The 14,801-nt window shown below is 52.7% G+C and carries 11 protein-coding genes and 1 riboswitch; of the genes, 6 read left to right on the top strand and 5 right to left on the bottom strand.

The genetic code is table 11. The features are described from left to right. Positions 1–78: 78 nt before the first annotated feature. Both NSS64_RS23775 and NSS64_RS23770 read left to right on the top strand, forming a co-directional pair. Entirely contained in the window at positions 79–1,173 is a 1,095-nt protein-coding gene (locus tag NSS64_RS23775) for a Glu/Leu/Phe/Val family dehydrogenase (protein WP_340943893.1), read from the top strand. Between the two features lie 145 nt (positions 1,174–1,318). After that, positions 1,319–1,663 carry a DUF898 family protein gene (locus NSS64_RS23770; protein WP_340991207.1) on the top strand — a complete coding sequence of 115 codons (345 nt, stop codon included), beginning with the start codon at positions 1,319–1,321 and terminating at the stop codon, positions 1,661–1,663. A 766-nt stretch (positions 1,664–2,429) separates the two neighbouring features. Here the strand turns inward: NSS64_RS23770 and NSS64_RS23765 are convergent. The 3 genes from NSS64_RS23765 to NSS64_RS23755 form a co-directional block, all read right to left on the bottom strand. Beyond that, complete coding sequence (locus NSS64_RS23765; protein WP_341142893.1) at positions 2,430–3,107, bottom strand: peptidylprolyl isomerase; 678 nt, start codon at positions 3,105–3,107, stop codon at positions 2,430–2,432. A gap of 145 nt (positions 3,108–3,252) precedes the next feature. Next, entirely contained in the window at positions 3,253–4,566 is a 1,314-nt protein-coding gene (locus NSS64_RS23760; protein WP_341141739.1) for a voltage-gated chloride channel family protein, read from the bottom strand. Between the two features lie 72 nt (positions 4,567–4,638). Continuing rightward, positions 4,639–4,700: riboswitch (Fluoride riboswitch) on the bottom strand. Positions 4,701–4,786: 86 nt separating this feature from the next. After that, positions 4,787–5,395: a hypothetical protein gene (locus NSS64_RS23755; RefSeq protein ID WP_341141738.1), complete on the bottom strand. Its 609-nt coding sequence runs from the start codon at positions 5,393–5,395 to the stop codon at positions 4,787–4,789. A 269-nt stretch (positions 5,396–5,664) separates the two neighbouring features. Between NSS64_RS23755 and NSS64_RS23750 the strand changes: the two genes are divergently transcribed. Next, complete coding sequence (locus tag NSS64_RS23750; RefSeq protein WP_341141737.1) at positions 5,665–7,560, top strand: ATP-binding protein; 1,896 nt, start codon at positions 5,665–5,667, stop codon at positions 7,558–7,560. 116 nt (positions 7,561–7,676) lie between these two features. Next, entirely contained in the window at positions 7,677–9,587 is a 1,911-nt protein-coding gene (locus NSS64_RS23745) for an ATP-binding protein (protein WP_341142892.1), read from the top strand. An 18-nt stretch (positions 9,588–9,605) separates the two neighbouring features. On the opposite strand, the gene NSS64_RS23740 is transcribed toward NSS64_RS23745, so the two are convergent. After that, positions 9,606–9,854 (bottom strand): NHLP leader peptide family RiPP precursor, encoded by a 249-nt coding sequence (locus tag NSS64_RS23740; RefSeq protein ID WP_445321980.1) that lies wholly within the window; start codon positions 9,852–9,854, stop codon positions 9,606–9,608. A gap of 74 nt (positions 9,855–9,928) precedes the next feature. Continuing rightward, positions 9,929–10,870, bottom strand: a complete 942-nt coding sequence (locus tag NSS64_RS23735; protein WP_340943878.1) for a hypothetical protein — start codon at positions 10,868–10,870, stop codon at positions 9,929–9,931. A gap of 220 nt (positions 10,871–11,090) precedes the next feature. On the opposite strand from NSS64_RS23735, the gene NSS64_RS23730 reads away from it, so the two are divergent. Further along, positions 11,091–12,029: a Gfo/Idh/MocA family protein gene (locus tag NSS64_RS23730; protein ID WP_341141736.1), complete on the top strand. Its 939-nt coding sequence runs from the start codon at positions 11,091–11,093 to the stop codon at positions 12,027–12,029. 474 nt (positions 12,030–12,503) lie between these two features. Next, positions 12,504–14,774, top strand: a complete 2,271-nt coding sequence (locus NSS64_RS23725) for a glycoside hydrolase family 9 protein (RefSeq protein ID WP_341141735.1) — start codon at positions 12,504–12,506, stop codon at positions 14,772–14,774. The last annotated feature ends 27 nt before the right edge of the window (positions 14,775–14,801 follow it).

The raw sequence follows: 14,801 nt of genomic DNA, 5'->3' as shown, positions 1-14,801 counted from the left end.
TGACAATACATTCCAGAACGACTAGCTTTGTTATGAAACGTAACATGTACATAAGAATAGACAGGAGAAATGAAGCGGATGGAATTGTTTGCGGCGATGGAGCGGGAGGATTACGAGGAAGTACTATTTTGTCAGGATAAGGCATCAGGGCTTAAGGCGATTATTGCGATTCACGACACCACGCTGGGACCGGCGCTGGGCGGAACGAGAATGTGGACTTATGCAACGGAGGAGGAGGCGCTTGTTGACGCTCTTCGTCTGGCTAAAGGCATGACGTATAAGAATGCGGTGGCCGGACTTAATCTGGGCGGCGGCAAGACGGTCATTATCGGTGATCCGCACACAGACAAGAACGAAGCGATGTTCCGCGCCTTCGGCAGATACATACAGGGCTTGAACGGCCGTTACATTACAGCAGAGGATGTAGGCACTACGGAAGAGGATATGGATATCATCCACCAGGAGACCGACTTCGTTACCGGAATATCGGCTTCCTACGGCTCGTCCGGCAACCCCTCACCGGCTACAGCCTTCGGGGTATATCAAGGCATGAAGGCCGCAGCGAAGGCTGCCTTCGGCAGTGATTCCCTGGCTGGCAGAACCGTCGCCGTGCAGGGGGTTGGCAATGTCTCCTTTACACTATGCAAGTATCTGCATGAAGAAGGCGCACGCCTGCTGGTTGCAGACATTCATAGAGAGGCAGTGAACCGGGCCGTGGAGGCTTACGGGGCAACCGCCGTAGACCCGGGCGAAATTATTGGAGCAGATTGTGATATCTATGCACCATGTGCGCTCGGTGCCACCATTAATGATGAGTCTCTGCCGCAGCTTAGAGCCAAGGTGATTGCAGGGGCTGCCAATAATCAGCTCAAGGAGCCGCGTCACGGGGATGCGCTGCACCAGATGGGGATTGTCTACGCACCGGACTATGTAATTAACGCCGGGGGCGTTATTAATATTGCCGATGAATTGAACGGTTACCACAAGGAGCGGGCGTACAAGCAGATCTCCCGAATCTATGACAGCATCACCCGTGTGCTGGAGATCTCCCGCCTGAAGGGGATTCCGGCTTATGCGGCTGCGGATCAGCTTGCAGAAGAACGGATATCCCTGCTGCGCAACAGCCGCAGCACCTTCCTGCGGAACGGGCAGCACGCCCTTAGCCGGAGATAAGCCCCCAGACGGGGCGGCTAATTTCGACTTTATTCTGCTTTTTATCCATTTCCCGTTAGAATTGTGAGAAATGTAGCAGTGCTCGCCATGGATAATAAGGAAAATAGAACCAGGAATAATTTGCATGAATGAAAGGCGGAGGCCCATGGGAGCACTTCATATGAATCCGGCAGCGATGAATTATGGAAGCAGGGAATCTTATTTTGACGGGAAGCTTATTGAGTACATTGGCTGGTGTCTGGTAGGCTGGCTGGTTACGGTCTGTACCTTCGGCATCTGCTATCCCTGGTCAGTAGTCATGCTCTACCGCTGGAAGGTCGAGCATACCGTGGTGGAGGGGCAGCGCCTGCGGTTCGACGGTACAGCCGTCAGTCTGTTCGGACAATGGATCAAATGGTTCCTGCTGACGCTGATTACGCTCGGAATCTACGGCTTCTGGGTGGTCATTAAACTGGAGCAGTGGAGAACGAAGCACACCCACTTCCAATAAGAAGCTGCATGCTTCAAGTATACTTAAGATGCGAAGAAGAGCCATTCTCCGGTTATGGGGGATGGCTCTTCTGTGTGGATTTTGGAGCAAGACTAGTTGAGCATCAGACCTATAGAAGTTAATGCAGTTCAACCATGCAGTGCTTTATGGCGTGTAGTTCCAAGTAGACATTCAGGGATAGTTGCAGAATGTACACTTAAAAACAGCGAAAAAGAAGGCTTGCCTCTTCTAGCTGTAATCTGTACAACTAAATCTGCCCCAACGGGTGGAAACTCGGGAAAGTGGGGATTTTAAGTGTACGAAATACAGCTAAACGTATACTGGGGAGCAAACCAGACGTTTTAGTTGTACAAAATACAATTAAGCCTATCGCCTATGACTGGTTACGGTACTCGGGGCGCTGCAACAAACTGCAGGTGCCGGAACGATAGCAACTGCAGTTTGTACATTAGAATGCTGTAAAAAAGCCTACAAAATTGATTCTATTGTATTCAGTACAATGGAATGTTGAAAAAAGGCCATTTTTCAGCTGAAACACAACATTCCACTGTATGAAATACAATAGAATCTTATTTTACGGTCGGCTATGCCTTTTCTATTGCAGGAAATACAATCAGCTACTTGAATGTAGGAGTTGAAGTCAGTAACGGGGTTCAGCCCTAGTGTTAAATCGATGTTCATGCTCAGATTTTAACACGCCTGAGGTCTATTCTTACAGTTCTAAATCTGATGCTTTACTAGTCTGTGCAACCTGCTTGCAGGCTGCTTATTGTACTTTTTGCGGCTCGGGATACGTAACCCCAAGGGTATCAACGGTGACCTTCTTCATGACCGGCGGCTGATCCGGACGGTCATTCTTGCCACGCGGCAGACTGACGATGGCCTGGACCGCATCCAGTCCTTCGGTAACCTTGCCGAAGGCGGCGTATTCGCCGTCAAGGCTTGGATAAGCAGCGGCCATAATGAAGAATTGGGAGCCGGCAGAGTTCATATCTTTACTTCTCGCCATGGACAGCACGCCCTCTGTATGCAGCAGATTGTTGGTGAAGCCGTTGTTATTGAATTCTCCCGCAATGCTGTAGTCCGGTCCGCCCATTCCTGTGCCATCCGGGTCTCCGCCCTGAATCATGAAGCCCGGAATGACCCGGTGGAAGATGGTTCCGTCATAGAAGCCCTTCTTGATCAATGAAATGAAGCTGTTGACCGTATTGGGGGCAACCTCGGGATACAGCTCAGCCTTAATGACGGCACCGTTATCCATCTCAATCGTAAGCACCGGATGACTGGCTGTGGCTGAAGGCACGCCTTCTGTAGCGGCGGCGCTCTCCTGTGGTGCTGCTGTAGCCTCACTGCCTGCTCCGGTACTGCTGTTACCATTGCCGGCGGCATTATTATTCACTGGCTTGTTGCCGCAGCCCGCCAGAATGACGAGTATCAGGCACATCACCGCAAGCAGGATGACGGGTTTTCTTGTGATAGACTTCACTTCAGTATCTCTCCTTTTGAATAATCTGGTGCATTCACCTCTGTATCATACCTTCTTTGTCCTGCTTCTGGCAAAGCCTGCTTCCGCGCCCTGCCGGATTCCGCTACTTTGGTGCGGGATGCTCCTTGGCGGAAGCAAGCGTCGTTCCTTCGGGAACCGGCAGCAGGGCGCTTTTGGAGATGCCGATGAGCTGGGAGCTGTAGATGCCGCTGTGCCCGGAGAACAGATAACTGATGATGCAGGCGATGAACATATAGACCGCTCCGCTGGAGCCGAACAGCTCGATGCCCATAATGAAGCAGGCAAGCGGTGTATTGGTGGCTCCACAGAAGACAGCGATGAAGCCAAGTGAAGCCAGAAAAGGCCCATATAGATGAAGAACTCCGGCCAGGCTGCTACCCAGAGAAGCTCCGATCGCGAACAGCGGCGTCACTTCGCCGCCCTGGAAGCCGGTCCCCAGGGTGAACGCGGTGAAAATCAGCTTCCATAGAAAAGCGAAGGGCGATACGCCGTCTTCGAAGGAGCTGCTTATCAGCGGAAGGCCGAGCCCCAGATAGTCCCGGGAACCGGCTATGTAGACCAGGGCAATAATGATCAGCCCGCCGGCGGCGCTTTTGAGCATAGGATTACGGATGATAGCGGTGAAGGTCCGCTTCAGATAATGGGTAAGCTCACTGAACAGCAGGCTGCACAGGCCGAAGAGGATGGAGGCGAATATAACCTTGACCAGCACCAGCGCATCCATAGCGGGGAAGACATCCACCTGATAGTGGATATGGTGAACGCCCCACAAGCGGGAGGCTACCAGATCACCGGTGAAGCTGGCGGCAAAACAGGGCAGCAGCGCCTTATGGCTGATCAGCCCGATGGCGATGACCTCCAGGCCGAATACCGTTCCGGCCAGCGGAGTGCCGAAGATGGAGCCGAAGCCGCCGCTGATGCCGCACATCAGCAGGATTCGGCGGTCCAGCGGACCGATTCTGAGCCAGCGTCCGAGTGCGTCGGCCAGACTGCCGCCCATCTGCACGGCCGTGCCTTCGCGTCCGGCCGAGCCGCCGAAGAGATGGGTAATCAGCGTCCCGCCAAGAACCAGCGGGGCCATGCGCAGCGGAATCGCTTCATTGCCCTGGCGGATCTGCTCCAGGATCAGATTGTTACCCTTCAGGCTGCTCTTGCCGTAACGCATATACATTCCGCTGACGAGCGCGCCTCCTACCGGAAGCAGGAAGAGCAGCCAGGCATGCTCCAGCCTTACCTGGGTGACCGCATTCAGACTGGCCAGGAACAAGGCCGAGGCGCTTCCTGCCAGCAGCCCGACCATTCCCCCCAGGATCACCCATTTGACGAATGTACTCCAGAGCGCAAGCTGGCTCTGGCGCGCTGCAAGTGCTGCCCACCGTTCATACTTCCTCTTCACTATGGCTAACGCCCCCCGACCCGAAATACATACTACCCTGAAATCAAAACAGACTCCTACCAGCGCAGTTAACCACTGGTAGGAGTCATTAGCCCCGAAGGGCGGTTATGGCGAACTCCATCGCCGCAATTGAATGAAACTATCGTATGCCGATTGTCTCCAAAAGTCAATATGAACCTGGACCTTGGGTGTACGCTCCGGCAGGGACGCTTAGCCGTATCTACTCGTCGCCGTTCGAGCCGTTCAGCACATCGGTTCCGGGCATAGCATCAGGGTCCGGGGAGGCCGGGTCAATGCTGCTGCCGGGAACCAGCTCATCCGCATCCGGGACATCCTCCAACGGAGCGGCTTCCTCCGCTTCTTCGGTCACCTCGTCCTCCGTATCCGCATAATCAATGACACTGCCGGTTAAGCCAGCCGCCCCGGCCGTGTATATAGCATCTGACTCCAGCAGCTCATCCCGCTGCGGACCCGGGGTGACAGAGGAAGGGGCAGGGCGGTCTGCGCGCGGTCCAAGCCCGGCGTCCGGTACATTCAGCCCGATATCGGCCGCTAGAATAGGGTCGCTCACTAGCTCCGGATCAGAGCCGTCATCCACTACACCGTCGAAATCGATTGGCGTGAAATGAGCAGGGTCATGACTGGCCAGTGCGGATTCCAGCGGGCGTCTCCCGGCGTCTGCGGTATCCTCACTGGGGCTTTGTTCAGTAATCGTGCCAAGCGGACGCAATTCTTCCAGCGGGATATCCTGCTCAGGGGAGATACCGCCCATTTTGGTATAGCGCTCATATGCAAAGTCGGCTTCCGTCTTATTGAATTCGTTACCCATCGTCAATCAGCTCCCTTTTCCCTTGTTGTAAGTCTTCTTCATCTTATAGTACAACTATACCCGTTTACACGGCGGCGAATCTGCCCGGCATCCAGGCTGCCCATCTGATTAATATATTCATTTCGCCGTCAGAATAACCGGAATAGATGAATTAACCGAGCCGGTTCGAGGTTATTTGCAGTCTGATGGCAGGTATTGTGCAAACGTTGTCGAAAATAAGAATCATATGGACTATATAAATACAACTAAGGATTCACTGAGGTGCCACAATGAAGTTAGCATCAACCAGAACAGCCGCAGTCTTTATTATGCTGCTGCTTGTCATAACCATCATTCCGGCGGGGATCGCCATAGAATGGGATGCACATACCGAAGCGGAAATTCCGGCCTGGGAGCTGAAGTGGGAAACGGCCGGGAATAGCGGCATAGAAGCTGTAATGGCAGGGCCAGCCGCCGGATGGACATGGGTGCGGGCCGGGGAGGCCAGGCCCCTTTCGCCACCTGGTACCGCTTCCGCCTGGATGCGGATCACCTTGCCCCCTGCGGGAGCAACTCCCGCTATTCTGATCAATAGAGTATTTGGCGACAACCTGAAAGCATATATAGACAACCGGCTAATCTACGATTCCAGCGGGGATGTGGAATATAGCGGCAACAAGGTGCTGATTCCATTACCGGCACAAGATAGTGCGAAGCCGCTCTATCTATGGAATGCGGGCAGCGGGGAGTTTGGAATCGAGGGGGACATAAGGGTCGGCAGCTATAATCAGCTGCTGTCCTTTTATGTGAAGCAGGATCTGGTGGACGTTGTACTCGGAGCCGCCATGATCTTCATGGCCGGAGCGTTATTGATCTGTCTGCTGTTCCTTAAGCCGGAATTCTTCCACAGCGGTTTCTTTCTGGCGCTTGTCATCCTGTCCTTTGGAGTGCTGCTGCTTACATACTCCCCGTTTCTGACGCTGATTCTAAGCCGGGGGGACCGTCTGAGGCAGATCAGCTTCGATTTGGCCCTGTTTACCATTATGCCGGCGTTCACGCTTTATTTTGAGCAGTTATTCGGACCGGGCAAGCGGAGACTCACTACCCGAGTGCGTAAATTTCAGCTGGCCTACTCCCTGTTCTGTACCGCAGCGCTTATTCTGAATGCCGCAGTGTCCTTCCGGCTGGACGCGCTCTACTCTGTTCTGACTATTAACGCAACCGGTGTACTAATGATTGCCCAGTTTATCTACCTGCTGTATCTGGCGCTTTCTTATGCCCGCAGAGGCAATTCAGATGCCATACTGTTCACTGGCGGCTTCTCTGTATTTGCCGTAGTCTCCTTGGCGGAGCTGCTGCATTACTTCATTTCATCGGAGAGATATCATCTGTACTGGTGGAAATGGGGCATGATGGTGTTCATTCTTTCCCTGATAGCTATTCTGGGGAGAAGGTTTGCAGGAAGCCATGAGAAGGCGCTGGAATACGCCAGGGAGCTGGAGAAATTCAATAATGAGCTGCAGCGTTCGGAGAAAATGGAGATTATCAGCGAGCTTGCCGCCTCTGTAGCCCATGAGGTGCGTAATCCGCTCCAGGTCACACGCGGGTTCCTGCAGATTCTGGGGGAACGCTCCGGCAATAAGGAGAAGGAATATCTGCAGATGGCTGTGGGGGAGCTGGACCGGGCCTCGGTGATCATTACTGATTTCCTGACCTTTGCGAAGCCGGGCGTGGATATCGTAGATGTATTCGAAGTCTCGGGGGAGCTGAAGCATGTGTCGGGAATCCTGATGCCGCTGGCTAATCTGCAGGGCGGTTCGATAGAGCTGCGTCTGCAGCAGGAGCTTCAAGTGACGGGCAGTCCGGCCAAATTCAAGCAGGCGTTCATTAATCTGATCAAGAACAGCATTGAATCACTGCAGGAGGAGGGGCAGATTGTCGTAACGGCCTGGAGGACAGGCAGCTCTGTAATCATCAGCGTGAAGGATAACGGCGAAGGAATGAAGGTCAGTGAGCTGGCCCGGCTGGGAGAGCCGTATTACTCCAATAAGACCAAGGGCACGGGGCTTGGCCTCATGGTCACTTTCCGTATTATTGAAGCGATGAACGGCACGATTAAGTTTAACAGCCGCAAGGGCGAAGGGACCGAGGTGCTTATTGAATTGCCGGCCTCCAGCATAAATTAGGAATTTTTTTTGTTTATTCCGTTTTTTTGAAGGGATGGGCATAGCATGGGGCGAAATATTAACACTAACAGAACTTTTCTTCTAAAACTTTCCTCTGAGGTGCTTGCATGTCTTTGATGGTCAAAAGTTTACATACAGCGTTAGTATTGTTTCTGCTTTGCTTAACCTGCGGAAGCCTCCTGGTATCCGCGCAAAGTGCTTCACCCGCCGGTGAGATCAGACATTGGCAGATGAAGTGGCAGGAGGGGACGGATGATGGCGGACTCCAGGCTCCGGTAACGGAAGACCAGGGGTGGATCGATGTGGAGGCGAAGGCCGAGATGCCGCGCAAGCCTTCCGGGGTATCCTCCGCCTGGACCAAGATTACTTTGCCCTCCTATCATTACGTGTCCCCCTCCGTCTATATTCAGACGATCTATGCGCTGCATGTGAAGGTGTATGTGGAGGACCGGCTGGTTTTTGAAGGGGACCGCGGCTTTATTATGGATAATTATTCCTTGCTTGTGCCCCTGGACATGCGGGATAACGGAAAGACGCTCTATATCTGGACGCAGACGCTCCAGGACCGGATTGGAATCAAAGAGCAGGTGATGCTCGGTGAGCACAGTATTCTAATCAAGGACTATATCAAGAACGGACTCATAGATGTGATTCTGGGCGGCGCTTTTATCTTCGTGGCGGCGGTGCTGTTTGTGTGCGCATTTTTCCTGAACAAGGAGTATTTCCCTGTGGCGGCTTCGCTGTCTATTGTTATCGCCTCTACCGGTGTGCTGTCTGTAACCTACTCTCCCTTCACGTATACCTTCTACAGCTATTTGGGCGGGCTCAGCGTATTTTTGTTCGATGTGGCGCTGTTGTCCCTGTTACCCGCACTGACCTTCCTGTTCGAGAAAATATTCGGCGCGGGCAAATACGGCATCATCCGCAGGTTCCGCAAATTCCAGACGGCCTATTCCTTATTCTGCTGTGTCCTCCTCATTATAAATGCACTCTCCGGGGGCCGGTATCTGCAATTCTACTACTTCATCTCCACCAACATTGTCGGCATTATTATGATTCTTCAATTCATTCTGCTGATCGGCTGCGTCATCGTGTTCTCCCTGAAGCGCAATAAGGATGCGATCATCTTCGCCTGCGGCTTCGGTACGGCTGCCCTTACCGGGGTGTTGGAGCTGTTGTGGTATTATTTCAAACGCGGAAATTATGATCTCTTCTACTGGAAATGGGCGCTGGTTGTGTTCATTCTCTCGCTGATTGTGATTCTGGGACGGCGGCTGGCGCAGAACCACAGCCAAGTGGTGAAATATTCGCAGGAGCTGGAGCTGTTCAACAACGAACTGCAGCGTTCGGAGAAAATGGAGATTATCAGCGAGCTGGCAGCGTCGGTAGCCCATGAGGTGCGTAATCCGCTCCAGGTGACCCGGGGGTTCCTCCAGCTGCTCAGCGAGAAGTCGAGCGGGGACGAGCAGAAATACCTGTCCATGGCGCTCAGTGAGCTGGACCGGGCGGCGAGTATTATCACCGATTTTCTGACCTTTGCCAAGCCGGAATTTGAACAGGTCTCCCTGCTCTATGTGAATGAAGAGTTCATGCATATCCAGAGCATCCTGTTGCCTTTATGCCATTTGAACGGGGGCAAAATGATTCTGGAGGTGGAAGACGGCCTGCGGGTCAAAGGGAATTCCTCGAAGTTCAAGCAAGCGATGATTAATATCATCAAGAACAGCATTGAATCCCTGGGGGAGGAAGGCACGATCCATTTGCTGGCCTACAGCCGGGGCGATAAGGTACATATTCATATTAAGGATAACGGGGCAGGTATGGAACCGGCTGTGCTTAGCCGTCTGGGCGAGCCATATTTCTCCTCCAATAAGACGAAGGGCACGGGGCTCGGGCTGATGGTTACCTTCCGTATTATTGAAGCGATGGAGGGCGAAATTCGTTTTATGAGCAAAAAAGGAGTTGGAACCGAGTCCATCACCATTCTGCCGCGTGCAGAAGGGCCGGACGATTCCAACTCCCGATAATAGGTTGACTTGAGTATGCTACCAGGTTCCCATTGGGGTGATACGTGTCTTCATTACATCGGAAGAAGGGCTTGGGGGAATGACCAGGTAGAATTCATTAGAGCCTTCCTCTACGGTCTTCAGTGTAATGTTGTCAGGAAGGTTGATGCCCAGCACTTCCTGGAGCGCTGCCTTCGGATCTGCAAGCAGTCTTTGTTTGAAAGCCGGATCTTCCCACGCCTTCTGAATCACCTGGTTCTTAAGAACTCCTACTGACAATACAATCACCCTTTCGAAATGGTTATAATTGCCTTTTTAGTATATCATAGGCCATTCTATAATTCTATTGCTATTTGCATAAATTATGAGAGATTCGAGTGCGAAGATAGCCAGTAATCCAGCCCCCCGCCCAGCAGCAATTGCTTCTGCGCTTCAATGGCTGCGGCGATCTGCTGCAGGTTCTGCACGAGCACGAGATGGAAGGACACCAGCAAGGGCAGCTGTAAGCTGGCCTCCTCCAGGATGAGCTGGTTGGCTTGGGCCGTTGCAGCATATCCGGTAAGTCCGCCTGCTACATAGAGGAAGTCCTTCACTGCTGATTCGGTCAGTGGTTCTTCTGCGGCTATCCCGGTACTGGAGCGTACCAGTGACAGCAGGCAGTTATAGCTGCTGTCCTCCAGATCCTGTTCCCAATCCTCGTAGTCATCAAGCAGCTGCAAGGTCAAGAGCACAGTGTGAATCATCTCTTCGGCCTCGGGAATGGAGGAGGACTGGCCGGAGAGCAGCAGCGCAGCCGTGCTGCTGAGCTTAAGCGGGCTGGCCTTATGGGAGATACGGATGCGGTCATTCAGGAAGTAATCGCTGCCGGCTTCCCCGCTTACGCTGTCTGCCCACTCGCTGATGTAACGGCTGAAGCAGGGCCAGAAGGGAGAGTCCGCCGGGAACAGCGGAAGGTAGGTAGCCAGAAACTCGACATAGAGCAGATTGGCAAGCGGCAGCGTTTGCGCAGCCGACGCCTCCGGGCTGTCCATCAGATCATCCTGGAGGAAGAAGTAGAGCATGAGGAAGATGTTACCTGCGGACATCCTGCGGGCCAGTTCGGGGTTCAGGCTGCACGGGTCCTGGAGCCAGAAGGGCAGCAGGTAACAGATGTAATTCTTGTGGCTGTCCGGGTGGAACACGTTGAACTGATTGAGATACGACAGGCCGCGGGCATTAAGCGGCTCTGGAAACGCAGAGATCACCCTGCGGCTCTCCTCAAAGACCACACGGAGCTCGTCCTCATAAGCATGAAGCCAATCCATAGGCTTATCTCCTGTCAATTATGTATTGTCTTACTAACAATAGGTAAAAAGTGGGTATGTGACCTGATTATAATCCTACGTCCGTCCTATTTCAATCAAAATTTGGAAAGTAGGTCCGGGGAGGGTAATCGGGCTATTCTACCCACGAAAATTAGTGCTGGCGGGGCAGAGAAATAACAGAAATAGACCATAGTGAGTATTACAGAAGGGGAGTGGGGTCATGGGAATCATCAGATTTGGACTGGTGGGCGGGGGATGGCGGGCAGAATTCTATCTGCGGATCGCCAAGGCCCTGCCTGAGCGCTTTGCTATTGCGGCCATGTACGTCCGCAATAAGGATAAAGCCGAAGAATTGAAGAGAATATGGGGAGTGGAAGTGTACACCTCGCTGGATCTATTTGTTGCAGCGGGCGGTTATTCCTTCGCAGTAATCTGCCTGAACCGCGAGGTCAGCAAAGGTAGCATCATTAGACTGGCTGCCGAAGGGGTTCCCGTCTTGGCCGAGACGCCTCCGGCGCTGGATCTGGAACAGCTTCTTCAGCTATGGAATGCGGTGGACCGTTCAGCCGTTATCCAGATCGCTGAGCAGTATATGTACCAGCCGATGCATGCAGCAAGAATCAGGCTAGTGCGTTCGGGACGACTCGGGAGAATCAGTCAGGCGCAGGTATCGGTGGCCCATGGCTATCACGGGATCAGCCTGATCCGCAAGCTGCTGGATGTCCGCTTCGAGAAGGCGGCTATCCGGGCTCAGAGCTTCGGTTCAGCTATTATGAAGGGGCCGCAGCGCAGCGGGCCTCCTCTTGCGGAGGAGCTGATTCAGACCGATCAGACACTGGCTACCCTGGATTTCGGGGACCGGCTGGGGGTCTATGATTTCACCCGTGACCAGTATTTCTCCTGGATCCGGGCCAGCAGGCTGCTCGTCCGGGGAGAGCGCGGTGAGATCATGAATGACGAGGTATCCTGGCTACAGAGCTATGACACTCCGGTCTACACTAAGCTGCGGCGGATAGATGCCGGTCATGGCGGCAATCTGGAAGGCCTGCATCTCCGGGGAATCATGGGGGAGGGGGAGTGGCTGTACCGCAATCCATTTATTCCTGCCCGGCTTACGGATGAGGAGATTGCTATCGCCGAGTGTCTGGATAGAATGTAGCAGCATGTAGAGGGCGGCCCTTCATTCTACAGTCTGGCAGAGGGCTGCCAGGACCAATACCTGGCCCTGCTCATGGAGCAGGCGGCGGCCAGCGGGGAGACGGTCCTGTCCGTTGCCCAGCCTTGGGCGGCGGAGTGACGTACAAAGAAACCTTTCCATGTTGGCGGAAAGGTTTCTTTTCTTGTTCATAGGATGCACGGTCATCACCTGTCTGAGGGGCTTCATAGCAGCATCACGGAAACGGTGAACTGACCCTATACACTTTGCCATTTATGTATTCATTTTCTTCGCTATCCGTAAAAAAGACGATATAAATAACATATGAGGATTTAATTCCCATGATAGGACTGGTTATAATGCAGGTACACCGCTCCAAGGTACAGCGGTTTACAGCCTGACATTTAAATGACTTCATGGAGGTGATTGGGTGAGGCAGGCGGCTTCATATAAATTACAGCACCTTGCACGTGAAAAATGAAAGGGCGTGTACAAGATATGAATTCACCGGATTCGGTTCAAGCTAGTGTAAGCGGCATATTTATAAGGGTTAACCAGGTTGGATACAGTCCGGCTGCGGCTAAAATAGCCATCGTATTATCAAGCACGGGCTTGAGCGGAGTTAGATATGATGTGTTCAATTCAAACAACACCTCGGTATTGAACGGAACCATTACCACAGCCAGTAAAGGGAGCTGGGGTGACGCGGGTGGTGCAAATTGTGCTTATTCCTATGCTATAGATTTCAGTGCACTAACTACTGCAGGAAGCGGATATTATATAAAAATCAACGCCTATAAGTCCCCGGTCTTCGCTATAAGCAATTCGGTTTACAGCAGTCTGGCCGATCTGTCCATGCAGTTCTTCAAAGTGCAGCGGTGTGGGAATACCAGTCCGCAGGATCATGGCGTATGCCATATGACGGGAATGAACTCATCCATTGACGGAAAGCCGGATGGTGCTTCCGGCACCAAGGACTTTACCGGGGGCTGGCATGATGCCTCGGATTATATCAAATTTCTGAGCACCATCGGACATGTTACGGATGTGATGCTAACGACTTATATCCACCATCCGGAAGCTTTTCCTGCTCCCGGAGGCGCGGCCGGAGCATTGACGGAAGCGAAGGTAGGTCTTGATTTCATTCTCAAGCTGTGGGACAACACCAACCAGATTCTGTATATGGAAGTAGCCGACGGCCTGGACCATGATGTCGAGAATGATGATCTGGATTCCCGCAGCAAAACCTGGCCGCAAAATGACAATACGATCTATGGCGCGGCGCGTCCGGTGCATCCATGCCCTGCCGGTACAGGCGCAAACTTGGCCGGAAAAGCTGCAGCTGCCTTAGCGCTAGGAGCTAAAATATGGGGGGATTCTGCCGGACCGGTCTATAATGCTGCATTAGCTGCCGGCTATTTGACTGCAGCCCAGCAGATCTACACCTGGGGTAAGACAAGGACGGGAATTGCCGGGGATGCGGACGGATTCTACGTGGATACGGACTATAAAGACGATATGGCCTGGGCGGCTGCCGAACTCTACCGGGCCACAGGTACCGCCGCCTATTTAACAGAAGCGAAATCGTTCTGTGACAGTGCGGGAGAATGGTACAACAAAAGTAACACAAGCCTCAACTGGTCCAGAGCCTATCACTGGGCAAACTATGAGGTCGCCTCCCTTGATCCGGCTTATAAGAATACTGCCGCAGGCCGGATGAATAATCATCTGAACCTGAAAAAGAATTATGCTGCCGGGCAATTCTGGAATACCAGCAGTGAACCCAAATGGGGTACGTATGAAGCCATGAGCAATAATGCGGTAGAAGCAATGATGTATCAGGAATTAACCGGAAATACCACATATGCGGTTCTGGCCCAGCAGCAGATTGATTTCATGCTGGGAAGGAATCCGTGGGGTGTTAGTAAGTTAAATGGTGCGGGTACAACCTGGTTTAAAAATCCCCGCCACCGTGTAACCACATTGAACCGTGTGAATAACCCGAATTACCAGCTCCGCGGAGCCTGGAGTGAGGGGTTTGAGACCAGCAGCCAGTACGCTGTAGACCAGCAGGACCCGCTGCTTGCCGGGCAGGAAGATCCGGGTATCGTGCAGTTCAATGACAACCGGATGATCTGGCATGATAACCGCAGAGATTATGCTACCAATGAGGTTACCATATCAGGCAATGCAGCGGGTATGGCGATGGTCGCCTTCATGGGAGGAGGCGCATCCTCAGGTGCACCAACCGACTATATTACAAATGGAGATGCCTATGTAAGAGACGGCACCTATGCGGCAACCAACTATGGAACAGCAGCAACAGTCGATGTAAAGGGAGATGCGGATGAGGGCTATAACCGGAAAGGGTTTGTAAGATTCGATCTTACCGGTCGTACGGGATCACCCGTTGCTTCTGCTCTACTGAAGATATACTGTAATGCCGTATCTGCGTCAACGCCTGTGAAGGTATACGGACTTACCGGCAGTGATGAATGGATAGAGTCGGGAACAGGAGGCATCACCTGGAACAATCAGCCGGGCAGTACAGGTGCAGTGCTGGTTGGAACAATTAATGTATCTACAGCCGGCTGGTACACTATCGATGCAGCGGGTTTTGTGAATAGCCAGCTCGGCGGCGATAAGAAAATGACCTTCAAGCTGCAGGTTGAGAACAATAACGGTGCAACGATAAGCTTCAACAGCAAAGAAAACACAGCCAATAAACCGGTTCTGACTGTGAGTTAGGCAGGTGATTAATAGGAACCACAGAGA

Source organism: Paenibacillus sp. FSL H8-0122 (genome assembly GCF_038005345.1).
Lineage (GTDB): Bacteria > Bacillota > Bacilli > Paenibacillales > Paenibacillaceae > Paenibacillus_AQ.
The sequence above is the reverse complement of the archived record's forward strand: the minus strand, read 5'-3'. Positions and strand labels throughout refer to the sequence as shown.

Excerpts from the sequence above, each read along its gene's own strand:
- NSS64_RS23775 (WP_340943893.1), top strand. The coding sequence starts at position 79 with ATGGAATTGTTTGCGGCGATGGAGCGGGAGGATTACGAGGAAGTACTA.
- NSS64_RS23770 (WP_340991207.1), top strand. The coding sequence starts at position 1,319 with ATGGGAGCACTTCATATGAATCCGGCAGCGATGAATTATGGAAGCAGG.
- NSS64_RS23765 (WP_341142893.1), bottom strand. The coding sequence starts at position 3,107 with ATGTGCCTGATACTCGTCATTCTGGCGGGCTGCGGCAACAAGCCAGTG.
- NSS64_RS23755 (WP_341141738.1), bottom strand. The coding sequence starts at position 5,395 with ATGGGTAACGAATTCAATAAGACGGAAGCCGACTTTGCATATGAGCGC.
- NSS64_RS23750 (WP_341141737.1), top strand. The coding sequence starts at position 5,665 with ATGAAGTTAGCATCAACCAGAACAGCCGCAGTCTTTATTATGCTGCTG.
- NSS64_RS23745 (WP_341142892.1), top strand. The coding sequence starts at position 7,677 with ATGGTCAAAAGTTTACATACAGCGTTAGTATTGTTTCTGCTTTGCTTA.
- NSS64_RS23735 (WP_340943878.1), bottom strand. The coding sequence starts at position 10,870 with ATGGATTGGCTTCATGCTTATGAGGACGAGCTCCGTGTGGTCTTTGAG.
- NSS64_RS23730 (WP_341141736.1), top strand. The coding sequence starts at position 11,091 with ATGGGAATCATCAGATTTGGACTGGTGGGCGGGGGATGGCGGGCAGAA.
- NSS64_RS23725 (WP_341141735.1), top strand. The coding sequence starts at position 12,504 with ATGAAAGGGCGTGTACAAGATATGAATTCACCGGATTCGGTTCAAGCT.